20 protein-coding genes and 1 pseudogene are annotated in these 23,776 nt (G+C 69.6%); 13 read left to right on the forward strand and 8 right to left on the reverse strand.

What is annotated here, in order from left to right; genetic code table 11:
• Positions 1-156: 156 nt before the first annotated feature.
• Positions 157-1,164 carry a LysR family transcriptional regulator gene (locus ACN27D_RS01820; RefSeq protein WP_421498360.1) on the reverse strand — a complete coding sequence of 336 codons (1,008 nt, stop codon included), beginning with the start codon at positions 1,162-1,164 and terminating at the stop codon, positions 157-159.
• Positions 1,165-1,219: 55 nt separating this feature from the next.
• Here ACN27D_RS01820 and dnaE point away from each other — a divergent pair, with 55 nt between their 5' ends.
• Positions 1,220-4,753, forward strand: coding sequence for a DNA polymerase III subunit alpha (gene dnaE / locus ACN27D_RS01825; protein ID WP_421498361.1), 3,534 nt, complete (start codon positions 1,220-1,222; stop codon positions 4,751-4,753).
• Between the two features lie 707 nt (positions 4,754-5,460).
• Here the strand turns inward: dnaE and ACN27D_RS01830 are convergent.
• Positions 5,461-6,326 (reverse strand): IS5 family transposase gene (locus tag ACN27D_RS01830; RefSeq protein WP_421501094.1). Its coding sequence is split into 2 segments (ribosomal slippage): positions 5,461-5,993 and positions 5,993-6,326, totalling 867 coding nucleotides; the frame shifts between segments, so codons are not numbered across the junction.
• A 1,018-nt stretch (positions 6,327-7,344) separates the two neighbouring features.
• Between ACN27D_RS01830 and ACN27D_RS01835 the strand changes: the two genes are divergently transcribed.
• A complete protein-coding gene (locus ACN27D_RS01835; RefSeq protein WP_421498362.1) occupies positions 7,345-8,427 on the forward strand; it encodes a peptidoglycan DD-metalloendopeptidase family protein in 1,083 nt (360 codons plus the stop codon).
• Positions 8,428-8,536: 109 nt separating this feature from the next.
• Positions 8,537-8,710, forward strand: coding sequence for a hypothetical protein (locus ACN27D_RS01840; protein WP_421498363.1), 174 nt, complete (start codon positions 8,537-8,539; stop codon positions 8,708-8,710).
• A 105-nt stretch (positions 8,711-8,815) separates the two neighbouring features.
• Here the strand turns inward: ACN27D_RS01840 and ACN27D_RS01845 are convergent, their stop codons facing one another.
• The 5 genes from ACN27D_RS01845 to ACN27D_RS01865 form a co-directional block, all read right to left on the reverse strand.
• The gene (locus ACN27D_RS01845) at positions 8,816-8,959 is read right to left on the reverse strand and encodes a hypothetical protein (RefSeq protein WP_162958994.1); all 144 of its coding nucleotides are present in this window, start codon (positions 8,957-8,959) and stop codon (positions 8,816-8,818) included.
• Between the two features lie 62 nt (positions 8,960-9,021).
• Positions 9,022-10,584, reverse strand: a complete 1,563-nt coding sequence (gene murJ / locus ACN27D_RS01850) for a murein biosynthesis integral membrane protein MurJ (protein WP_421501095.1) — start codon at positions 10,582-10,584, stop codon at positions 9,022-9,024.
• A gap of 121 nt (positions 10,585-10,705) precedes the next feature.
• Positions 10,706-11,950: an IS256 family transposase gene (locus ACN27D_RS01855; protein ID WP_121686484.1), complete on the reverse strand. Its 1,245-nt coding sequence runs from the start codon at positions 11,948-11,950 to the stop codon at positions 10,706-10,708.
• A gap of 323 nt (positions 11,951-12,273) precedes the next feature.
• Positions 12,274-12,594, reverse strand: a complete 321-nt coding sequence (locus tag ACN27D_RS01860) for a DUF4253 domain-containing protein (RefSeq protein WP_421498364.1) — start codon at positions 12,592-12,594, stop codon at positions 12,274-12,276.
• Positions 12,595-12,685: 91 nt separating this feature from the next.
• Positions 12,686-13,111 (reverse strand): hypothetical protein, encoded by a 426-nt coding sequence (locus ACN27D_RS01865; RefSeq protein ID WP_421498365.1) that lies wholly within the window; start codon positions 13,109-13,111, stop codon positions 12,686-12,688.
• 223 nt (positions 13,112-13,334) lie between these two features.
• On the opposite strand from ACN27D_RS01865, the gene ACN27D_RS01870 reads away from it, so the two are divergent.
• From ACN27D_RS01870 to ACN27D_RS01910, 9 genes and pseudogenes are all read left to right on the forward strand, one after another.
• Positions 13,335-14,006, forward strand: a complete 672-nt coding sequence (locus ACN27D_RS01870) for a hypothetical protein (RefSeq protein ID WP_421498366.1) — start codon at positions 13,335-13,337, stop codon at positions 14,004-14,006.
• 77 nt (positions 14,007-14,083) lie between these two features.
• Positions 14,084-15,181 (forward strand): DUF4314 domain-containing protein, encoded by a 1,098-nt coding sequence (locus tag ACN27D_RS01875; RefSeq protein ID WP_421498367.1) that lies wholly within the window; start codon positions 14,084-14,086, stop codon positions 15,179-15,181.
• 56 nt (positions 15,182-15,237) lie between these two features.
• Positions 15,238-15,720: a hypothetical protein gene (locus ACN27D_RS01880; protein WP_421498368.1), complete on the forward strand. Its 483-nt coding sequence runs from the start codon at positions 15,238-15,240 to the stop codon at positions 15,718-15,720.
• Between the two features lie 346 nt (positions 15,721-16,066).
• The gene (locus ACN27D_RS01885) at positions 16,067-17,230 is read left to right on the forward strand and encodes an AAA family ATPase (RefSeq protein WP_421498369.1); all 1,164 of its coding nucleotides are present in this window, start codon (positions 16,067-16,069) and stop codon (positions 17,228-17,230) included.
• A gap of 30 nt (positions 17,231-17,260) precedes the next feature.
• The gene (locus ACN27D_RS01890; RefSeq protein WP_421498370.1) at positions 17,261-18,898 is read left to right on the forward strand and encodes a VWA domain-containing protein; all 1,638 of its coding nucleotides are present in this window, start codon (positions 17,261-17,263) and stop codon (positions 18,896-18,898) included.
• A 266-nt stretch (positions 18,899-19,164) separates the two neighbouring features.
• Positions 19,165-19,776, forward strand: coding sequence for a hypothetical protein (locus tag ACN27D_RS01895; RefSeq protein WP_421498371.1), 612 nt, complete (start codon positions 19,165-19,167; stop codon positions 19,774-19,776).
• Between the two features lie 156 nt (positions 19,777-19,932).
• A complete protein-coding gene (locus ACN27D_RS01900; protein WP_421498372.1) occupies positions 19,933-20,748 on the forward strand; it encodes a hypothetical protein in 816 nt (271 codons plus the stop codon).
• Entirely contained in the window at positions 20,741-21,202 is a 462-nt protein-coding gene (locus ACN27D_RS01905; RefSeq protein WP_421498373.1) for a DUF4262 domain-containing protein, read from the forward strand. Before ACN27D_RS01900 ends, ACN27D_RS01905 begins: the two co-directional genes overlap by 8 nt.
• Positions 21,203-21,286: 84 nt before the next feature.
• Positions 21,287-21,671: pseudogene (locus tag ACN27D_RS01910) on the forward strand (ArsR/SmtB family transcription factor).
• 434 nt (positions 21,672-22,105) lie between these two features.
• Here the strand turns inward: ACN27D_RS01910 and ACN27D_RS01915 are convergent.
• A complete protein-coding gene (locus tag ACN27D_RS01915; RefSeq protein ID WP_421501096.1) occupies positions 22,106-23,005 on the reverse strand; it encodes a hydroxymethylglutaryl-CoA lyase in 900 nt (299 codons plus the stop codon).
• Positions 23,006-23,083: 78 nt separating this feature from the next.
• Between ACN27D_RS01915 and ACN27D_RS01920 the strand changes: the two genes are divergently transcribed.
• Positions 23,084-23,740, forward strand: a complete 657-nt coding sequence (locus ACN27D_RS01920) for a GntR family transcriptional regulator (protein ID WP_421498374.1) — start codon at positions 23,084-23,086, stop codon at positions 23,738-23,740.
• Positions 23,741-23,776: the final 36 nt, after the last annotated feature.

The raw sequence follows: 23,776 nt of genomic DNA on the forward strand, positions 1-23,776 counted from the left end.
GGGGTTGCCGACATCTGGGTGCAGTGCAGGTCGTCGCGCACCGTTAGTCACATGACCTTCGACATCCGTGTGTTGGCCTGGCGGTCTCAGGCGTCCTCCCGCGTCGGTGCCTGCCGTGGTTGCCGGGTGCCGCCGTTCGTCCGGGTCTGGGCTGCATCATGATGCGGACGGGCGGGCTACCCACCTCGGGACCCAGACATCACCGGGGCGGTGGCGGTGGCAATGTGGCACTGAGCGGATGTAGCTCCGCAGCATAGCCAGGCCCGGGTGTGGGTTGTCGCGGTGCCAGATGAGGAAGTGCGGATACACGGGGGTCGGGTGGAGGATAGGGATGCGGCGTAGGTCGTAGTTCGTCGGCCACAGCATGCGGGTGAGCTCGCCGACCAGGGAGGCCAGCGTCGGCGATTCGGCCAGCACGTCCAGCAGGTGATCAGTGCCGAAGTTGGGTCCGACCCGCTCGATCGTGAGTCCGAATTGCGCGCCCAGGTCGTCGTAGTAGGCGGCCCATTCGGTGCCGGGGGCGATGCCGGGGATCCAGATTCGTTGGCCAGTCAGGTCGGCCATGGTGATGTGGCTGGCGGCGGCGAGCGGGTGCCCCGGCCCGGTCAGCAGTTGGTGTGGATCGTCCAGCACCCGGGCCGCCCGGATACCCGTTGGCAGTTCCCGTACCGGCACGGTGACGGCCCGGAACGTGGCATCGATCGTCCCAGCTTCGACGGCGGCGATCGCGGCGGCCACGTCCGACTCGACCAGGGTCAGCACGTCGAGCTCGGTCTGCGGGTGCGCCTGGTGGAAGTCGCGTAGCAGCCCAGCCGGGCCGATCCTTCGGTTCAGTACGTCCACTCGCAACGCGCGGCGGTCCGGTCGGACGGAGCTCACCGCGCGCTCGGCCAGCTGAATCATTGCGCGCGCATGTGGGAGGAATGCCTGCCCATCGATGGTGAGTGCAGTGCCCCGGGCTGTACGCGTGAACAAGCGCACTCCGAGAATGTGTTCCAGCGTCGCGACGCGTTTGGACACGGCCTGTTGGCTGATGCCGAGCCGGGCCGCCGCCTCGCCGAAATAGCGGTCGTCGGTGACCGCCAGGAAGGCCTGCACCGATCCCAGGTGGAGATCTTCAACAACCTCTGGTTGTGGATCGTCCGCGTGTCGGTTGTTGGACACCTCAGCTCCTGAACTGTTCGAATGCCTGCTCTGGCGAAGGCTACAACCGGAGGGTGTGGTGGACTCCTTCGTGCATCTTCACGTGCACACCGACTACAGCATGCTGGACGGCGCCGCCAAAGTCGCCCCGCTGACTGCCGAAGTGGCGCGTCTGGGGATGCCTGCGGTGGCGATGAGCGACCACGGCAACGTGCACGGGGCGTACGAGTTCTTCCACGCCGCCCGCAAGGCCGGCGTCAAGCCGATCATTGGCATCGAGGCGTACCTGGCACCCGGCAGCCGTCATGACCGCCGGCCCGTGTTCTTCAGTGACAACGTGGCGCTGCGGAGGTCTGACGACGAGACCGGCGCGGGCGGTGACGTCTCCGGCCGCGGCCTTTACACACATCTGACCATGTGGGCAGCCGACGCCCGCGGCCTTGGCAACCTGTTCCGGTTGCAGTCACGCGCCTGGCTAGAAGGCCATGTCCAGAAGTACCCGCGGATGGACGACGAGTTGCTCGCCGAGCATGGGTCCGGGCTGATCGCCACCACAGGGTGCCCGTCTGGTGAGGTGCAGACACGGCTCCGGCTCGGCCAGTACGACCAGGCGGTTGAGGCGGCCGCGCGCTACCGAGACCTCTTCGGCACGGACAACTACTTCCTTGAGCTGATGGATCATGGGCTACCGATCGAGCGCCGGGTCCGCGACGACCTGCTCCGCCTTGGCCGTCATCTGGGTCTGTCGCCGCTGGCCACTAACGATTCGCATTATGTCACCGAGGACCAGGCGGCCGCCCATGATGCGTTGCTGTGCGTCGGCACCGGCAGGCGGCTGGCTGACACCGACAGGTTCCGGTTCGGCGGCAGCGGCTACTACTTGAAATCCGCCGCGCAGATGCGCGCCCTCTGGGACAACGAGGTGCCCGGGGCATGCGACAACACGCTGCTGGTGGCCGAGCGGATCGGAGCCTACGACGAGGCCTTCACCCACCGCGACCTAACGCCCCGGTTCCCCGTGCCCGAAGGCGAGACCGAGTCCAGCTGGCTACGCGCCGAAACTCTACGCGGGGCCCGGCAACGATACGGCGAGACGCTCTCGCCCGAAGTACTCGCCCGGATCGACCACGAGCTGTCAGTGATCGACACCATGGGCTTTCCTGGCTACTTCCTGGTGGTAGCCGACATCTGCGCATACGCCCGGAAGCAGGGCATCGGGCTGGGCCCTGGTCGGGGCTCGGCGACCGGCTCGATCGTCGCCTACTGCACGGGGATCACCCAGCTCGACCCGATCGAGCACAAGCTGATCTTCGAGCGGTTCCTCAACCCCGAACGGATCTCTATGCCGGACGTCGACCTGGACTTCGACGACCGTCGGCGCGACGAGATGATTGAGTACGTCACCCGGCGCTACGGCGACGACCGGGTCTGCCAAATCGTTACGTTCGGCACGATCAAGGCGAAGGCGGCGGTGAAGGACGCCTGTCGGGTGCTGGGCCTGCCGTATGCGCTGGGCGACCGCATCTCCAAGGCGTTCCCGCCAGCGGACGGCGGCAAGGAGATCCCGCTCGCGGCGATCCACGACGATGGCCATCCACGCCACGGCGAGGCCACCGAACTGCGGCGCATGTACGAGCAGGAGCCGGACGTACGCCTGGTGCTGGACAACGCGGCAGGCCTGGAAGGGCTTACCCGCGGGACCGGCATCCACGCGGCGGGGGTGATCCTCTCGGCGGAGCCGCTGCTGGACGTCATCCCGCTGGTGCGGCCCAAAGCCGCAGGTCCGGTGATCACAGCGTTCCCGTTTACGCAGGCCGAGGAGATGGGCCTGCTCAAAATGGACTTCCTGGGGCTTCGGAACCTCACCGTCATCGGCGACACCATCGCCAACGTGTGCGCCAACAAGGGCATCGACATCGACATTCTTGAGGTGCCGCTGGACGACGCGAAGACGTACGAGCTGCTGGCCCGCGGCGATACGCTCGGCGTCTTCCAGCTCGACAGCGGCGGTATGCGTGCCCTCCTGCGACTGATGCAGCCCACCACGTTCACCGACATCGCTGCTGTCAACGCGCTCTACCGGCCCGGCCCGATGGAAATGAACGCGCACACCAACTACGCGCTGCGCAAGACCGGCAAGCAACCGGTCGAGCCGATCCACCCTGAGCTCGCCGACGCACTGGAGCCGATCCTCGGCGACACGTATCACCTGGTCGTCTTTCAAGAGCAGGTGATGGCGATCGCGCAGCAGCTAGCCGGCTACTCGCTGGGCGCTGCCGACAACCTGCGCCGGGCGATGGGCAAGAAGAAGAAAGAAGTGCTGGACGCCGAGTGGGATCGGTTCGCCGCAGGCATGTGCGAGCGTGGCTTCTCGCCGGCGGCGACCCGAGCGATCTGGGACGTGCTGGTCCCGTTCAGCGGGTACGGATTTAACAAGTCACACACCGCGGGGTATGGCCTGGTGTCGTACTGGACTGCGTATCTCAAGGCCAACCACCCCAGCGAGTACCTCGCGGCACTGCTCACCTCGGTCGGCGACGACAAGGACAAGCTCGCTATCTACCTTGCCGACTGCCGCCGTCTGGGCATCGCGGTGACGCCACCGGACGTCAACGAGAGCCGCCTCGACTTCGCCGCGGTCGGCAACGGCATCCGCTTCGGTATGGGCGCGGTCCGCAATGTCGGTGCCAGCGTGGTGGAGGCGATCGTCGACGCCCGCAAGTCGCGCAGCAGGTTCACCGACTTCGCGGACTTCCTCGCCAAGGTACCGCCCGTGGTATGCCAGAAACGGGTGATTGAATCGCTCGCTAAGGCCGGCGCTTTCGATGGACTCGGCCATCACCGCAAGGGCCTGGTCACCGTTCACGAGCAGGCTGTCGATGCGGTCATCGGTGTCAAGCGCAATCAGGCCCTCGGCCAGGAGTCCCTCTTCGGCGACCTGGGCGGCGCCAGCGTCGCAGTGACCATTCCAGAGGGAGAGTGGGACCGGTCCACGCTGCTTGCGTACGAGCGAGAGATGCTCGGTCTCTTCGTCTCCGGTCACCCCCTCGACGGGACCGAGCACGTGCTCCGGCAGCACCGCGACATGGGCCTGGCCGACCTGTTGGCCTCTGGACGTACCGATGGCGCGATCCGGGTCAACGGCATCATCGCGAGCCTGCACCGCAAGATCACCAAGCAGGGACACGCGTGGGCGGTGCTCACGCTGGAGGACCACGACGCGGCCGTGGAATGCCTGGCTTTTCCCAAGACCTACGAACGGTACGAAGCGACACTTGCCCAAGACCGAGTGGTGGCCGTGCGGGGAAGGATCACCGTCCGCGAAGAGACGATGAGCATCCACGTGGAAGAGGTGACGCCGCTCGACATGACGGGCGAGGACGCGCCGATCGTGCTGGCGCTGCGGGACACCCAGGTAACGCCGCAGCTCGTCGGCGAGCTGAAGCAGATCCTGACCCGCCACCACGGCAGTGCGCCGGTGCACGTACGGCTGGCGTGCACCAGTGGGCGTACGATCTTGCTAGATCTGAAGGCCTGCCGGGTAGCGCCAGGTCCGGCGCTCTACGGCGATCTCAAGGCGTTGCTGAGCACCGCAGCGATCGGTTCCTAAGCGCGGGTGCAGCAGGCTGGAGTCGGTGTCGCGGACCAGCCACTGCAGCGTCCCGGAGGATCGCGTCCCGACCACTGGGCATCCGGCTGATCAGATCTTGTGCTGGAACCCGATCTCGGACCCGAGCCGTAGGCGCGTTGCTGCGGAATCGACACCAATCGCGTCTGCGTCCCCGTGGCCGCTACTGGCAGCGCCCGCAACCTGCTCACACCGTCGCACTAGCCGGGTACGCCTCGACCCCGAGCAGACCCGGAGCCCCTACGCCACGCTGCCGTTCAGAGCGGGCAACGTGCGTTCGCAGTCGACGTCGCCCACCAACTGGGTTCCGACGGTGTTTGCTGGAACCTGCGATGCCCCGGGCAGCACCGCCCGGCCCCTGCTGGGCGGTGCGCACGGCCCGCCGCGCCGAACTCCACTCCCGCCGCGCCGCCACCCTCACCTCGCTGCCTTCGCCGCACCCGGCCGAGAACGCACGCGGATGCGCCCCGTTCCCGCCACGCCGCCTCGCTTCGCCGGTTGGTTCACGCCGGCCCGCCCGCCGGAACCGGTGATGCGGCCCGCGTCCGTACCCGACGCGGCGCGACCGAACTCCAGGCTCCACCGGCGTCGACCCGTAACGGCGTTGACCACCCGAGCACGCTCCTGGAGGCAGCAGGTGAGCTTCCTCCCCGAACGACACCCGCGCCGGCTAGGGCGTGTCCTGTCGATCATGGGAGCCAGATGACAGCAGCGATCAGGACGAGGCCGGCTCGGTAGAGGGATGCGCGTTTGGCGTATCGCGTTGCCAGGTCACGCCACTGCTTGAGCCGGTTGAAGCAGCGTTCCACGACGTTGCGCTTCTTGTAGATCACCTTGTCGAAGGCCGGTGGTCGCCCGCCGTGGCTGCCCTTGGCGGCCCGGCGAGCGACCTGGTCGCTGCGTTCCGGGATGACGTGCCGGATCCCGCGTTGTCGCAGGGCTCGCCGGGTCGAATCATGTGCATAGCCCTTGTCCGCGATCAGCACCTCCGGTCGCTTGCGGGGCCGACCCGGCCCGGGCTCGTTGACGCGGATCGCGTCCAGCAGCGCCAGCAGCTGCGGGTTGTCGCCGGCTTGGCCGGGGGTGAGCAGGATCGACAGCGGCCGTCCGCGTCCGTCGACCGCGAGGTGGATCTTCGTGCTCAACCCGCCGCGGGACCGGCCGATGGCCTCGCCATCTTGCGCACCAGGCGTCGCCGCACTTGTCGGGGAGCCCCCTTTTTGCGGGCGCCAGCGGCATGCTGGTGCGCCCGCACGATCGACGAGTCGATGCTGATCGTCCACTGCACCGGCGTGCCGTCGTCATGCACCTGCGCCGCGGCCAGGACCCGATCCCATGTCCCATCAGCGGTCCAGCGGCGCAGCCGTTCGTGGCACGTCTTCCACGGCCCGAAGCGTTCCGGCAGGTCACGCCACGGCGCACCCGTGCGTAGCTTCCACAGGATCCCGTTGATGACCTGACGGTGATCCCGCCACCGCCCCCGAGCCCCGCCAGGTTCCGGTAGCAGCGGCGCGATCACCGCCCACGCCTCATCGGTCAGTTCACCACGACGCACCACCGGCACATCGTCAACGATCAACCATTACATGATCGGCAGGACACGCCCTAGCCCGCACCGCTGTCGACCTGTGCGCCCTGCATGGTCGACTGCCACCGCAGCCCGATCGCGGCGCAGTACCTGCAGGCGTTCTTCCGCAGTCGCCTCGCCGATCACCCCGCCTCCGGCACCGACGGGATGGTGAAGGTCCTGAACGCGGCCTTCGCTATCACCGCCTAATCCGTGGCGATTCGGCAAGCCATACGTCATTGCCCCCGCGATGGCCGCCGCCGCCGTGAGCCCTCCAAGGTGCTCCTTGCCGACATCGCCCCCCGGCTACGGCGGGGTGCTATTCCTGCCCGAACCGATCGAGCACCGCGGCCTCAGCGGTGAGATGTCCTCGATCGGGCGATCATTTGGGCCCGCACCACCAGTACCCACAGCAGCCGGTTCTTCCGGGCCAGCGCCGGCTGGGCCGACCAACGCGACCTGCATGACCCGCCGACGGTGCGCCATCGTGCGCAACTCGCTGACCGGCCCGATCTCGTCCGCCATTTCGGTCCCCCGTGCTGACCGAATTCACCGAGACTCCATCGGCCACCCGTCGACCCTTGCCCTGACCTGCCCGTCCAGGTCCAACCTCTCGCCACCATCACCGCCTCCCCCTTTGGACCGCACCGCACGCCGCCGCGTCGTACGGGCCAGCATCCGTCACGACCTGCGTGGTGATGCTGCGTCGCGCCAGCCCTCTCTCCGAACCGCCTGACGGCGAGCCCCAAGTGGCACTACCCGGCGCGGTTCGTCGCCCGAAGCCACTGACAGCGCCTCATTGACCGCGACGGCAACCCGTACCGCATCTGAATCATCGCTTACCGCAAAGGCCCGGACGACGCTCCCTTGCTGCACGGCGAAAGGTTGGCAGCCCTCGCCTGCCGACCACCCGCACCCGTCCGAGGGCCTTGCGACGCCGCTCCAGAGGCCCGCGCGGCTTCACCTTCCCAACGATCCGCCGCACCGGCCTCGAAGGAGTCCAATCATGACCGCCCGCGTGCTGTCCGGGATCGCCATCGCGTTCGCCGCTGTCCTGCTGCTGTGCTCCGGACTGGCCGCCACCCTGGTCTCCGGCGGCGGCGGCGCGTGCGGATCGATCACTAGCATTCCCGCTACCGCCTCGTCGGCCGCGCGCGGCCCCGCCTCGGGTGGCATCGATGCGATCGGTGACTGGAGCGCCGAGCAGACCGGCAACGCCGCCACCGTCACGACCGTCGGCATCCGCCTCGGCGTCCCGCCCCGCGGCTGGGTCATCGCCGTCGCCACCGCGATGCAGGAATCCTTCCTGATCAACACCCCGGGCGGGGACCGCGACTCGGTCGGCCTTTTCCAACAACGCCCCTCCCAAGGCTGGGGCACCACCGAACAGTTGCACGATCCCCAGTACTCGGCGACGAAGTTCTACCAGAGTCTGCAGGCCGTCGACGGTTGGCAGGCGATGCCGCTCACCGAGGCCGCCCAGGCCGTGCAGATCAGCGCTTTCCCCGACGCCTACGCGAAATGGGAAGGACCGGCAACCCAGCTGGTCACCGCGATCGCCGACACCGCCGGCCTGTCCACCGACGGCCTTGCCGGGTGCCGGGCCACCGGCCTGTGGACGCAGCCGGTCCTCGCCTCTATCGGGTCGGGGTTCCGTACCGGTGACCGGCCGGGCCACGACGGTGTCGATCTCAGCGCCCCGCGAGGCACCCTCATCCGCGCCGCCTCCGCCGGGAGGGTCCGCACCGTCCGCTGTAACGCCGTTTACGCCGACACCGGCGCTGAATGGGGCTGCGACCGCGACGGCGACCCCGTTCTCACGCGGGGTTGCGGCTGGTATGTCGACATCGACCATGCCGGTGGGCTGCTCACCCGCTACTGCCACATGCACCAGCCGCCGATGGTGACGGTTGGGCAGCCGGTCGCCGCCGGGCAGCCGATCGGTGTTGTCGGTTCCACCGGCCACAGCTCTGGCCCGCACCTGCACTACGAGGTGCACCGCCACGGCGATGCCAGTTCGAACGGTGCGATCGACCCGGTGTCCTTCATGACCGTTCAGAACGCCCCGCTCGGGCCCTATGAGCGGTGATGCATCTGCGCACCAGCGGCTCTGTCAATTCAGTAGGCGCTGGGCTCAATACATCTGGCCCGTGAGGACCGACGTTGTTCAGAGGGGTCCCCTGTTCACCACTCTGACGATGATCGCTGAGGTCGTGGCGGACCTGACCTGGATGCGGACCTGCGAGGGCATGTGGGTCGTCACGGCGAAGGGCCGGCTCCGTGGCAAGGCGCCCAAGCTCACCGTCAAGCAGGAAGCCCAGTTGGTCGGCCCTGCACAAAGCCGGGGAGCACACCAGAGCCGAGCTGCCTGAGCTGTTCGGTGTGGCGCGCTCGACGCCCTATGGCGAACTCGAGCTGCTACGGCGGTACCTGGCCCGGCCTAAACCCAGACAGGACCCGGCCGCCGCGGCCGAGCGTCAGTGCCCGTCGCGGCCCTTGCGGTATGAAGTGACGAGCCATCCGAGCAAGCCGAGCAGGAGCAAAATCAGGACAAGGATGGTGATGTGCCAGGGCTTCATGACATCTCCCGGACTGGTGAGTCGTTTGTAGGTCTGCGGCATGACCCTACGGGGTGTGTCTTGTGGCGACCGGGCTGTTGGTCGCTTCCCTGCGAGGAGTCATGTCAGCCGGTTCGGATGCCGGCGAGGGCGGTGGCCACAAGTTGCTGCAGTTCGGTGAGACGCACCAGTCGGGCCACCGCGACGTATGTTGCGGTGCCTACGACGCCCGCGACGCTGAGCATGAGGAGCGCCGCGTTGACACCGGAACCGACCTGGGGCGTCAGGGCGGACGTGGTGGCGGCGGCGCAGCTTCCGGCGACCCCGGCGGCGACCGCCACGCGGACGTGGGTGCGGAGCAGTCGGTTGCCGTCTATGCGTCCGAGTCGGCGGCGCAGGATGGCTGCGGCGGCGATGAGGCCTGTGGTGTAGGCGGCCGCGTAGGCCAGCGGAATCCCGACGACGATGTCCGCGCGGGGTAGTAGCCAGGTCGCGGCAAGGCAGCCCGCCACGCCGACGACGGTCACCGCGGCGGTGATCAGCGCGGGGGTCTTGGTGTCCTGCAGGGCGTAGAAGCCGCGTTGGAGGATCATGTAGCCGGTGAACGGCACCAAGGCCATGCCGAAGGTGGCCACCACCGCGCCCAGTAACGTGATCGCCGACGGTGAGCTGCGGCCGTAGGCGAACAGCACAGTGGCGATCTGCGGGCCGAGGACCAGCATGGCTGCTGCTATGGGGGCGAGCGCCACGACGGCCAACCGGATGGCCCGGGACAGATCTTCGGTGATCTGCCGATGATCGAGGTGGGCGGCGTAGCGGCTGAGTCGGGGCAGCATGGCGGTCATCACCGACAAGGCGATCACCGCGAACGGCATTTGAAACACCGCGAACGCGTTCTGATACGCGCTGATCCCGCCCGGGCCGCTGACCGACGCGGCCCGCGTAGCAGCCGCGAGCAGCACCTGCGCGGCGACGACCGACACGAGTACCCAGCCGCCGAGCCGGCCGATACGGCGGATCCCGATGCCGCGGGGGTCGAGTCGGGGCCGCAGCGCGAAACCACTGCGGGCGAGCGCCCACACCACCAACGCCATCTGGGCAAACACGCCCGCGGTGGTGCCGACCGCAAGCAGCAGCAGGTGTGCAGGTGTTATCGACTCGATGCTGTTAGCGCCGCCGATTAGCAGGTAGACCACGGCGACCGCGATCACGATCAGGCTGTTGACCAGCGGCGCCCACATCGGGGCGGCGAAACGGCCTCGGATGTTGAGCACGGCACCGGCGGTGGCGCTGACTCCGTAGAACAGGATCTGCGGCAGGAAGAACAGGCTGAACACGACCGCTAGCTCACGCTGCTCGCCGGTGAAGCCGGGCGTGTACACCTCGACCAGCCACGGCACCGAGACCATCGCCACCACCGTGACCGCCCCGAGGCCGTAGACCATCAACGACAGCAGCCGCTGGGCGTAAACCACCCCATCATCAGGCTCGCTCAGCGCCGCCCGGGCCAGCAGAGGCACCACCACGCTGGCCATCGCGCCCCCGACTACGAGCTCGTAGACGGCGTTGGGCAGCGTGTTCGCCACGTTGTAGCTGTCCAGTAGCCGGCTACCCAGGCCCAGGGCGGAGGCCAGCACCACTAGCCGTACGAAGCCGGCGATACGTGACCCCAACGTTGCCACTGCCATGCCGCGGCCTGCACGCCCTACCGACGATCCTTCTGCCATGTCAACCTTCATAGCGCATCGGGCGCCGGTCACGTCCGCGCTGATGGTGTAAGAGACGGCCATCGCGTGATCCGGTCTGATGCTATGCGGCGATCGGGGTGGGGTCGGGTTGGTCGGTGTCGTGTTGGCTGGTGTCGACGGTGATCAGGCGGGCTTTGGCGAGGAGTTCCAGGCCCATGTAGCGGCGACCCTCGGTCCACTCGTCGGTCTGCTCGGCCAGGACAGCACCGACAAGGCGGATGATCGCCGCCCGATTGGGGAAGATCCCGACGACGTCGGTGCGGCGGCGGATCTCCTTGTTCAGTCGCTCCTGCGGGTTGTTCGACCAGATTTGACGCCAGATCTCGCGCGGGAAACTGGTGAACGCGAGGAGGTCATCGCGGGCGGCGTCGAGGTGTTCGGCCGCGGCGGGGAACTTCGCTTCGATCGTGGCCACGACCCGCCGGAACTGGGCGTGGACGGCGTCGGCATCAGGCTGGTCGAAGATCGTGCGCACGAGGGTCGCGATCCACGGCTGCGCCGACTTCGGCACCTTCGTGAGCAGGTTGCGCAGGTAGTGGGTGCGGCATCGTTGCCAGGTGGCGCCGGGCAGGGCGGCGCCGATCGCGGCGACGAGGCCGCGGTGGGCGTCGGAGATGACCAGTTGGACGCCGGAGAGTCCGCGGGCGGTCAGGCTGCGCAGGAACGCCAGCCAGCCGGCGCCGTCCTCGTCCGAGGCGACGTCGACGCCGAGGACTTCACGCTGGCCGTCGGCGTTGACCCCGACCGCGATCAGGGCGTGGACGTTGACGGTCCGGCCGTGTTCGCGGACCTTCATGGTCAGCGCGTCCATCCACACGAACGTGTAGTGGGCGGCGTCCAGGGGTCGGTTGCGGAACGCCTCGACCTGGGCGTCGAGGTGGGCGGCCATCTCCGAGACCTGCGACTTCGACAACTGCCGGATGCCGAGGGTCTCGACCAGCTTCTCCACCCGCCGCGTCGACACCCCGAGCAGATAGCTCGTGGCGACCACCGAGACCAGGGCCTGCTCTGCCCGTCGCCGGTGCGTCAGCAGCCAGTCGGGGAAGTAGCTGCCCTGACGGAGCTTGGGGATCGCCAGGTCGATCGTTCCGGCGCGGGTGTCCCACTCCCGAGGCCGGTAGCCGTTGCGAGAGTTGACCCGCTCGTCGCTGCGTTGCCCATAGCCGGCTCCGCAGATGGCATCGGCCTCGGCGGACATCACCGCCTGCGCGAACATTTTGATCATCGCCTGCAACACGTCCGGCGACGCGCCCTCGATCTGCTCGCGCAGCAGGTCAACAGGGTTCACACTCTCTGAAGCGGCCATCGCGTCCTCTCTTCCTTCTCTGACTTGGTCGTCTTGAAGGATCGACGCGATGGCCGTCTCTCATCTACGCAACACGCCCATCACGGGCAAGTCGTACACCACTTCCGCGGACGCAACCTCGGCGCGCCTCCCGGCTCAGGTACCCGGCCCCTTCTGCGGCAGCTCCTGTCCCGCCTGCACGATCAGGGCGGCTGCACAGAGGCGCTGGCTCTCCGGCTAAGCCATGATGATTGCTCGGACTGGCGGCTCTTACCCGCCAACGCCCCACGCGCAGGCATACCGGCAGGTCTCGAACAGCGCCTGTAGCCAGCAAACACTAGGGTTTAGGGGCGGTCGTGCAGGAACCATGCGTCGCCCCGGGTGAGGGCCATGGCGAGCTGCCACTGTTCGCACTGCAAGCTGCCGCCGACGGCTAACTGCTGCCCGGCGAGCTCCCAAGCCGGCGGCCCGGGCTGCGGCCGGCGTTGCGCGGTGAACTGCAGCATGCTTCCCCAGGCGGCGATCAGGGCAGCGCCCCACCGCTGTTCCCACTGCCGGATCGCCGCTGCCAACGCCGGGATGCCGTTGTCACGGTCGGCTTCGAAGTAGGGCACCCAGGCGGGGGCCAGCCACTGCGACGTCGTGGGCAGCAGCACCAGCTGCACTCGCGGCGGGGTGTGCCACCGGGCGGTACCGACGAGGTGCTCGGAACCGCTGAAGGCTCGGGAGGCGAGCTGCCCATCGGCGATGAGGGTGTCATAGGTCCACCGCTGCAGAGCTGCCGACGTGGTCGGCGGTCAGCTCTTCGATGGCCTTGGTGACCATGTTGTCACCCAAAAATGCCTGGACATAGCGTTTTACGTCTTCCTTGTCTTGGACGTCATCCCTGCCGTATCGCCGATAGAACGACCACGGATCCAGCGTCCGAGCCACCTGGTCCAGATCGGCGAGCTCATCGCCATCCGGTTCGCGGGCGACGCCGTCCGGCAGCGTAAACACCGGCCAGCGGCCTGTAATAGGCATGGCCGCATGAGCCGCCTGCCAGGCGTCGAGTAGCCGGCCAGGATCGACGTCGTCCACCACGAAGGTGTGACCGGGCCCTTCCTCCACGGGATGGCCCTGCAGTGCGGTCCCGCGCAGCGCGGTCGCGATGCCATCAATTTTATTGATTCGTGCAGCCATCCACGCACGGTAATACCGACCACCGACATGGCCGCCTGATCCGCCGACTCCTGCCCACCGGTGCAGTCCGGTCGGAGAAATACCGCCGGATATGAGTATCGCCGTCTCCCGCACGAGGGCCGTGAGTAATACCGGCCGATCCATGCCACCCAAGTTCAACGGTCGTCCCACCGGGACGACCGCCGCCTGCCCCAATCCACACATCTCTGAGGAGGAATAGCCCGTGAGCACACCCACGCTCATCGGTGTCGCCGCGTTCCGCGGCAGCTACACCGCCCGTTTGATCCAGTTCGGTGAGAGTCCGGAGGTTCTGGTGCCGCTGCTGCGCCGGATCTGGACCGACACGTTCGGTCGGGACACCGGCGCTATGGCCGCCGCGCTGCTGGCCCACGACTGGTGGTCCCTCGCCGTCCACCCCAAGCCCCGGCGTTGGGACCGGCAGCCGCCCGTGCCCGGCCTGGGCTACCCGGTCGTCGCTCAGGACGCCACCGTCCGGCGGGGTGCGCTGCGCGAGGACGTCGGCGGGGCCCTGGAGTGGCTGTATCTGCTGCACCTCGACCAGCGGCGGCTGGTGGTGTACGAGGCGACGGTCCACGGCCGTTGGCTGCGGCACAGCGGGCACCACCTCGACCCGGTCGAGGACCTGTTCGTCACCGCGCCCGCCGACGACGGGGGCGGTCCGGAGATGACGGTGTGCACCGTCTGCGGCGCGGTCGACGAGATCGACCACGTCGAGGTGCCGTCCATGGCCGGCTACGGCTACGACACCGTCACCAGTTGCGCCCACTGCGGCTCCTCGGTCGCCAGCGACCCGATGTTCGGCGATCGCGTCACCCGCAAGCCCTGGCCACCGCAGACCCCCACGCCGGACGACGCGGCGGGGGAAACCCGTTGAGCACCGACCGCACGCCGTCAGCGGCCACCGGGGACGGCGGCCCTTGCACCGGCGCTGACGACCGATCCGAGACCGCCATGACCAGCTACAAGGTCGGACAGCGTGTCAGCTTGGTTCACACCGACGACCCGTACACCCTGCTGCGGCCCGGGGACACCGGGACTGTCCGCCGCCACGACCAGCGGCAGAACATCGTGGAGGTCACCTGGGACAGCGGCTCGACGCTGGCGATGTGCCTCGACGCCGGCGATCGCATCGCACCGGCCACCACCACCCCGCCGCCGACCGGTGATCCGGTTGCCGAGGCCACCGGATGGGCCGCCGCGCTGCAACGGATGCGCGCCGCCGGCGCCGAGGCCGGACGCACCGCCGCCGAGTGGTGGGCGCAGGACACCATCGGCGCCCGGGCCGGCGGGAACACCCGCCTGGCCGCGCGCCGGATCCTGGCCGGCACCCACGACGGCGATCCTGCCGTCCTCGACGCCCTGCCCCACTTCTCCTCGGTCGGAGAGCCGGTCGACGTCGCCGGGTGGGAGCTGTTCGCCGCCGCCACCGGCGACACCGCGGGCTGGTTCGGGCTGCGCATCCCGCAGCGCGACGAGGCGATGGCCGTCTACCGCGACGCCTACGACACCGCCGCCACCGACCGCGTCGCGGAACTGTGTCACCTCGCGGCCAGCCCCACCGGCACGGATGTGTCCCACCTGCACCCCGACCGGGTCCGGATCGGCGGCGTCGGTGTGTTCGCAGGCGACTGGGCGCGCACCACCGGCCCCGACGGCGACGACCGGGTCGAGGTCGGGTTCGTCGGCACCCTGATCGACTACTGGAACGGGTGGGCGGTGTTCTCCTGCACCCGCGACGTGGCCGAGGCGATCGTCGCCGACCAGCAGCGCCACCGCGACCGGTACCGCGACAGCCTGCGCGAGCAGGGCGTACCGGCCGACGACCTGGACCGGCAGGTCGACGAAGCGCTGGCCGGTCTGTCCTTCGACGGCGACGTCCTCGTCGCCGACCAGCGTGCCCTGTCCGACGACCCGGACGCCATCGACCGCATCACCGCAGACGGGGACGGCCGGTACGTGGTGATGGGCCGCAGCCGGTGCTGGGAGGCCGTCGATCCGTACGCCTGCGACCGGATCGTCGGCGACCTGCCCGACACCGACAACGCATAGGCCGGCATACCCACCGATGCCCTACCTCGACGAGTGGGCCGACAGGAAGGAAACAAGTGACCATCCGTACCCAAGAAGAGATCGTCACCCGGGTCTGGGCTCTGCGGGCCAACCGCGGGGACATCTTCGGCTTCCGGGAGGAGGTGCTCGTGGAGGCACTCGACCTGGACCACGCCCGCCAGGTCATCGCCCCTCGACACCCGGGCGAGTGGACCCAGCGGGTCGACCACAGAACCTACGCTCGGGACTACCTGCGATTCGCTATCGGGAAGATCCTCGACCACCGCGGCAACTCGGCGAGCCGGTCGGTGGACAAGCTCAGTGAACTCGCCTGGCTCCTCGGCCGCGACGACGTCGTGGCGGCGATGGAGCACACCGGCTACCCGATGTACGGGGCGGCCAAGGTCAAGGCGTTCGCCGACGGGTTCAGCTGGCCGTTCCACGACGACCTCGACGGCGGCGACGGGCTGGCTCTGGCCCGGATGGCCGAGGGACAGCAGTGCGACCCGCAGGGCTGCGAACGGGGCTGCGCCGACTGACCACGACCCCGCCGGCAGCATCGCTCGACGCTGCGTCGCCCACGTAGTCAGCCGGCACTTCCGAAATCCCGCACCCGCGCACCCATTCGACTTGATCAATTGGGCTGGCGGGGGTTCCATCGTCGGCGCCGACACCGCCCGCGCGGCCTCGACACCGACCAGCACGCATCAGCGGCGACCTGACGTGTCGCCGTCACCCTTCAGCACCACCGGGGTGTGGTCGCCGACCTGCCAGGCCCGATTCGGGCCGGCAGGGGTTGGCCCCGCCCGTCTCCGCTGTGCGGTACCCACCGCCCGCGCACCCGGAGACGGGTGCGCGGGCCCGAACCCGAATCGAGGCAATCCCATGACCACACCACACCCACCTGCCGGTTCACCGCAGAACGACCCGGCCCCGACCAGCGGCGCCGCCACTCCCACCACCGGCGAGGGCTCCGGCCGGTCCGGCTACCTCTACCGCAAGGTCGCCCTGCACCTGGCCGACCACCCCGACCAGATTCTCAAGGTCGGCGAGATCACCCGGGCGATCGGCGCACCGTCGTCCGGGGCGGTGTTCGAGGCGCTGAAGAAGATGGCCGCCGCCGGGCACGCCACCCACCACCGCGACCCGCACCACCGGTTCCAGATCACTCAGGACGGCATCGACGCCGCCGGCGCCCTCCCGCCCGCCGCGCCCCGCACCCGCTCCAGCGGCAGCTCTGGTGGCCGGCAGTCCCGGCCCGCTCCGGTGCCGCGGCCGAACGGGACGCTCTATCACCCGCGGCGGCTCGGCAAAGGCTGGGACGTCGAGGAACTGCGGCGGCTGCGCGCCCAGCAGGTGCCGGTGCTGCTGTACGGGCCGCCCGGTACCGGGAAGACCGCGATGGTTGAGGCGGCGTTTCCCGATCTGCTGACCGTCGCCGGTACTGGCGACACCGTCGTCGACGACTTCCTGGGCTCCTACAACCCGGTCCCCGGCGGCGGCTACGAGTTCGTCCACGGACCTTTGGTCATTGCGATGCGGGAGGGGCGGGTGCTGCTGGTCGACGACGCCACCCTCATCCCGCCCCGCGTCCTGGCCGTGCTGTATCCGGCCATGGACGGCCGCGGCATCGTCACCATCCCCGCGCACGGCAACGAAACCGCGCAGGCCGTTGACGGGTTCTACATCGTCGCCGGTCACAACCCGGGCGTGCACGGCGCGGTCCTCACTGAGGCCCTGGCCTCCCGGTTCACCGTCCACCTGCACGTCACCACCGACTGGGACCTCGCCCGCCAGCTCGGCGTTCCCAGGCCGGTCGTGGCCGCGGCGATGGACCTCAACGCCGACCTCGCCGCCGGCAAGACCGTGTGGGCGCCGCAGCTGCGTGAACTGCTCGGCTTCGTCAAAGTCCGCGACCAGCTGGGTATGAGCGCCGCCCTGGCGAACCTGGCCGGCATCGCCCCGGAGGACGCCCGCGACGACGTCACCGCAGCCCTGTCCCGGCACACCGGCACGCCCATCACCGCGCTTGCCCTCGGCAAGCGCTGACCGCCCCCTTTTCTGGAAGGAGCCCTTTCCGTGTCCCACCCGCACACTCACCTGCGCCCCGGCACACCGCCGCCGCCGGCCGGTGCCGCCGATTGGCGGGCCTGGTCGCAGGCTTGGACCCAGCATGTTCCGCTGTTGACCGGCCGTACCGACCTCACCGTCCTCGTCGCTCCCGGCGCCGCCGGGGACGCACCCGAATGCTTCTACCCCGACCTGAACCGGATCGAGGTCGACGCCACCTACATCGCCGACAGCCCTGATGTCACCGACCCGGTCAAGGCCCGGCACAAGCGGATCGTGCCCACCGGCTACGGGCTGCTCGTGCACGGCGCCGCGCACGCCGCGCACAGCCGCTGGACCGCCCCGCCCGGCACCCCGCCGATCCTCGCCACCGTGGCGGACCTGCTGGAGGAATCCCGGGCCGAAGGACGCCAACGCGCTCGCCGCCGCGGCGACCGCCGTTGGCTGCGCCACGTCGTGACAACCCTCCTCGACCCGAACGGCGCGGCCGTCGACGACGCGTGGCACGCCGGACAGCTCGCCGCGCTGCTCCTGGCCCGCGTCGACGCCCGCATCGTCACCAGCAAAGACGTCCGTCCCGTTCGCGCCGCGGTCACCGGCGTCCTCGGACGCGCCCGCCTGCGGCAACTGCGGGACATCTGGCGGCAAGCCCACACCTGCGACGACACCGACGCCGACACCATGATCCGCCTGGCCCGCCGGTGGTGTCAGGTCCTCAGCATCGACCCCAACCAGCAGTACGACACCCCGGTACCGGACGCCGGCCTGTTCCCCGGCCGCCTCGCCGCGGCCCTCGTCGACTACCTCGCCGTCGCCGCCGGTGTCACCCCGGCCGAGTACGCCACGGCGCTGCTCGCCCACCGGCACAGCCCACCAACCGAGTGGGACCGCACCGACCCGACAGAGCAGGAACACCGCGCGGCCCGCGATCTCGCCAACCGGCTGCGGCAGGCCCGCACCCGCCACCCCGAACCCGGCCGGCGTCCCTCGCCGATCCCACCCGGTCGGCTGCGGACCCGCCAGGCCATCACCGCCGACGCGCAAACCGCCGCCGGGCAGATGCCGACCGCCGCACCGTGGCAGCAACGCGCCCAGCTGCCTCCGGAGAAGCCCCGCCTGCATCTGGCTGTCCTGGTCGACCTGTCCGGGTCGATGGCCCGCTACACGCAGGCGATGTCGTCGGCCGCGTGGATTTTCGCCAACGCGGCACGCCGCGCGCAGGCGACGACCACCACCATCGGGTTCGGTGACCGCACCACCGTCCTGGTGCCTCCACGCACCTACCCCCGACAGGTGCTGCACATGCGCACCGAGTTGGCGACCGCCACCTTCCCGGAAGCGGTCAAGGTCGCCGACCAGCTCCTCGACCTGCGCCACGGCCGCGCCCTGCGGATGCTCGCCGTCGTCTCCGACGGCTACCTCGACGACATCCCCGTCGGCCAGCAACTCGTCACCACCCTGCACCGCGCCGGCTGCGCCGTGCTGTGGCTCCACCCCGCCGACCCGCCCAACGACGGCGAACCGGCCGACCCGGACCAGATCTGGGGGCACACCTTCACCCACGCCACCACCCTGGCCGTCACCGACCCGGCCGAGGCCATCGCGGCGATCGCCGACGCCGCCGTCACCGCCCTCACCCAGGCCTGAAAGCCGACCGGTCCCACCCCGCGCCGCGGGGCTGCCCGGGCCGCTGCCGGGCGGCGCCGCGCACTGCGACCCGCGACATACCGGGCCTGGAATGCGGGGCTGCCCCAGGCGGCCCCACTCGCATCTCGGGGAGGGCCCGATGCCGAACGGCCTCGCTGCCGCCCCCGCGACTTGACCATCCCTCGCCATCGAAGCGTGCATGCATCGCGCCCGGACCGACCCAGATCCGGGGTGCGGCTACGACGCTGCCCGACAAGGAGTTCCTCATGCGTTACGACACCGACGACGAACACCCCTTCGACACCGACAACCGCGCCTGGCGGCGCCTGCGCGACGTCACCAGCGAACACTTCGACGCCATCACCTGGAACCGGGACCCGGACGGACGGCCGGTCCTGCTCACCCTGCGCGACATGCGTACCGGCGACACCGTCACCCTCGCCGTCCTCGACTCCCTGGAGATCCGCGACCCGCACGCGCTGATCGCCGTCCACACCAGCGGCGACCTCGACGCCCACGGCCCCACCAGCGGCGCCGACGCAGCCCACTCCCACGCCGCCACACTCGCGCTCGACAGCACCACCCTCGCCGTGACCAGGCCCGTACCGCTACACGACCCCGCCGTCACGGATCTACCCGCCACCGGATGGGTCGACCTACCGCCCCGCCTCGCCCCGATCCTGCTGCCGGCCCTCGACGACGCCCGCACCGCCGTTCTCGTGCTCCTCGACCGCACCGACGGCAGGCTCGCCGCCATCGGCCCGTTCCCCACCCACGCCGCCGCCGGCACGTGGCAACCCGCCGACCGGTCCGGCCGCACCGCCGACCGGCTCACCGTGCCCCTGCACCCGATCCTCAGCGAGCAGGCCCAGCCGTGACCACCACCCGGCCACCGGCGCACCCGCCTCCTTCCCCGTCGTGGCCATCGACGTCGACGGCGTCCTCAACCCCGACGGCCGGCACGTCACCGGCACCGTCTGGCTGAACCCCGACCACGGGCCCTGGCTGCGGAACTCGCCGAGCACGCCCAACCGGTGTGGTGCACCAGCTGGAACCACCTCGCCGCCGCATGGATCGCGCCACGGCTGGGCCTGCCGACCACCTGGCCGCACGTCCCCGTCCACGCCGGCGGGGTCCGCTTCGGCCACCAGAACAAACTCAGCCCCCTGTACGCCTGGGTCGCGCGGCGGCCACTCGCCGTCCTCGACGACGAGTTCGGCGGCAAGGACCCCACCACCGCCGGCCAGCGCACCGCCGACGGTGCACCCACCCTGCTTCACCCGGTCGACCCGTACAACGGGCTGCACCGCGCCGACATCGACACGGTGCTGACCTGGCTGCGCCGGCTCAGAACCACGCCGCACCAGCACCGCAGAACTCCGATCTCCCGGACTCACGGGTCCCGCATCCCACGCCAAGCGGGCCCGTGCCGCAGCGACAAGGAGCTGACGATGGACAACACGTTCGACGCCGCCGACGAACCGGACGTCGACCGGCCACCCCGACTCAGCGTCGGCGACCCGGAACTGCGCAAGACCCGCCGGCTCGCCCGCGAATGCGCCACCTGCATCTTCAAGCCCGGCAACCCAATGCACCTCACCCCCGGTCGGCTCCAGCAGATGGTGTCTGAAGCCCGCGGCGACGCGGGATACATCATCTGCCACTCGACGCTGCCCTACGCCGGCAGCCCGATCCCGCCCGCGCTCTGCCGCGGCTTCGCCGACCGCTACCGCACCTGGCAACTCCAGGTCATGGAACACCTCTGGGGCTTCGTCGACGTCGAGCCACCCCACCCAGACACGGACCCCGCCCCCAGCCCCGAATGCCTAGGAGACACCGACCATGCGTGACATCGACGACTTGCTCCGGCGTCAAGAACGGATCATCCACACCATCGGCTGGGCCGTCACGTACGTCCTGCCCACCGACGACGCCACCGTGCCCACCGCCCCGTTCGCCTACACCGTCGGGCTCACCGCCCACGAGCACCCCGAACTGATCACCGCCGGGCTGCCACCCGAGGTCGCCCACAGTCTGCTCAACGACCTGGCTCGCCGGGTCAACGACCAGGCCGAACGGTTCACCCACGGACAACGCCTCAGCGACGTCATCGCCGGCTACGACGCGATCATCATCGACGGACCGCCGACAGACGAACTGTTGCCCGGGTTGGCGATCAGCCGCTACGGCCGCGACCAGGTCCGCCTCCAGCAGATGGTGTGGCCGGACCAGCAGGGCCGGTTCCCCTGGGACGACGGGTATCGGTTCGACCCGTGGACACAGCCGCTGATCGGCCGGCTGTAGCCGGATACCCGACCGCCGCTGCCCAGCCGAGTCCAGCAATGACCTCCAACGTGCGGGGGCCCGCGAGCGCCTGCGAAAACAGCTATGTCTGCCACCTCGCCGCTGGCAGGTGAGCCGATGAAGCCCGCCGATGCCCAGCGGCTCGTGGGAGTGCTGAAGGCGTTCGACGACCCGGCTACGGCTACGGCTACGGCTACGGCTACGGCTACGGCTACGGCTACGGCTACGGCTACTAAGCCTGATCCAGTCCGCCGGGCAGGGGGAAGCGTCCGTCAGTGACCTCACCGCGCCGCTGGGTCTTTCCCAGCCGACCGTGAGCCATCACCTTCGGATCCTCACCGAGGCCGGCCTGCTCGAACGCGAACAGCGCGGCGTCTGGGCGTACTACCGGCTCGTGCCGTCCGCGATCGCGGCGATCGCCGACCTGTTGACTCCGCCCCGAAAGCGAGCGACCAGGAAGGTCCGCTGAGCGGCACCTGGCGAACGACGAGCGCCTCGGTCTCGACGCGGGTAAGGCGTCGGGCCATTAGGCGGTCCCTCCAGTACGACCATGCCCGCCCGCTGGTTAGTGGGACTACGTGGGCGCACCATGGATCGGTGGGTGGCCGAGACCGGTCCGGCCCGGGCGCCCACCTGACCTTACTGATGCACCCTGCAGTGTTCTCTCTCCAGCGGCTGAGGATCGCTAACGTGGAGGTCGTAGCCCGCCGTGGCGCGGTTGGCGTACAGCAGCGTTTCCTGCGTGTACCGTCAGGCGGACAGCGGCCAGGCCAGCCCCTGATCGGTCGATCAGCCGCAAGGTCCTCGACTCGCAGGCCTTTCGCCGTTCCCGGTATTGGGCCGGCAAGGTGGCCGCCGCAGCTCAGTGAAGGGCAGGCCGGCCACAGCCATGTCCCGATGATCTCAGGCCGGCTCGTCCGGGAACCAGCCGGCCCGGCCGAGGGCACCCGGCAGGCTGGCCTTGCCGAGCCGGTCACCGATCCAGGCCGCCGTCTCGATCACCGCACGCGGGTCGAGGCCGGTCTGGTGGCCGGAGCGGTGCAGGGCGTAGACCAGGTCCTCCGTGGCGACGTTGCCTGTGGCCGCCGGGGCGAAGGGGCAGCCACCGATGCCGCCGACGCTCGCGTCGAGCACGCTCACGCCGGCCTCGACAGCAGCCAGAGCGTTGGCGATTGCGGTGTTGCGGGTGTCATGCAGGTGCAGGCGCAGCGGTATGCCTGGCGCGGCCGCGCCGGCTGCGGCCACTAGGTGCCGCACCTGGGCGGGCACTCCCACACCAATGGTGTCGGCCAGAGCGATCTCGTCCGGCTCGCCCTCAGCGAGCCGGGCGACGAGCTCGCCGACTGTCGACGGGGCGACGTCGCCCTCGAAAGGGCAGCCGAACGCCGCGGCGACGGTGACGCTGGCCCGACGGCCGGCGGCGTGGGCGGCTGCGGCAATGTCGGACCAGGCCTGGACCATGGTTTCGACCGAGGCGCCCTGGTTTCGCTGGCTGAACGTCTCGGTGGCGACCACGACGCAGTTCACCTCGTCCACCCCGGCGGCGAGGGCGCGGTCGAGCCCGCGTCGGTTGAGCACCAGACCGATGTACGATACGTCGCTGCGGCGCGGCACCTCGGCCATGACGGCTTCCGCGTCGGCCATCTGGGGCACCCGGTCGGGACGGACGAACGACACCGCCTCGACCCGCCGCGCTCCGGCCTCGACGCAGCGCCGGATCAGCTCGATCTTGCTCGCTGTCGGGAGGACCTCGGACTCGTTCTGCAACCCGTCCCGGGGGGACACTTCCACCACGCGCACCATCATCTGTATACAATCGCAGAGCGACAGGCGGTCGGCAAGGTACCGGTCGCGACATCGCTTCAGACCATGGAGGCACGGGTGACCAATGCCGGGCAGGACGCCTACGAGGCGTTGCGGAGCGCGATCCTGAAAGGATCCATCCGCCCGGGGGAGCGGCTGGGCGAGGTAGAGCTGTCCTCGCAGTTCGGGGTGAGTCGGACCCCGATCCGGGAGGCCCTGCGTCGGCTCACCGCCGAGGGCCTGGCCGTCTTCCAGCCCAACCGGGGGGCCCGGGTGGCCGAGTGGTCGATCAGCGATCTGGAGGACACCTACGAGATCCGGGCCCGGCTGGAAAGCTACGGCGCGGCCCTGGCCGCCCAGCGCATCGACGCCGACTGCCTGCCGAGGCTGAGCCTGCTCTGCGACCAGATGGATCAGCGGGCGCAGCGGATGACCCCGCAGGATCTGGACGACATCGCCGACCTCAACGCCGAACTGCACGGTCTGGTCATCGGCGCTGCCGGCAGCCCTCGGCTGACCTCCCTGCTCTCGGCGGTGGTGGAGGTCCCGCTAGTGGTTCGGGCGTTCCGCCTCTACACCCCGGAGGCGCTGGCCCGCAGCATGGCCCACCACCGTGACCTGGTGGCAGCCCTCCGCGCCCGCGACGCCGAATGGGCGTCGAGCACGATGCGCGCGCACGTGCTGGCCGCCCGGCGAGTGCTGCTGGACGCCATGTCCGACAACCCGGATCTCTGAGCGCTCGGGGCGCGCCGATCCGACCGCGGTCCAGCC

It is taken from the genome of Micromonospora sp. WMMD1274 (assembly GCF_049179035.1).
In the GTDB taxonomy this organism is placed as follows: domain Bacteria; phylum Actinomycetota; class Actinomycetes; order Mycobacteriales; family Micromonosporaceae; genus Micromonospora; species Micromonospora tulbaghiae.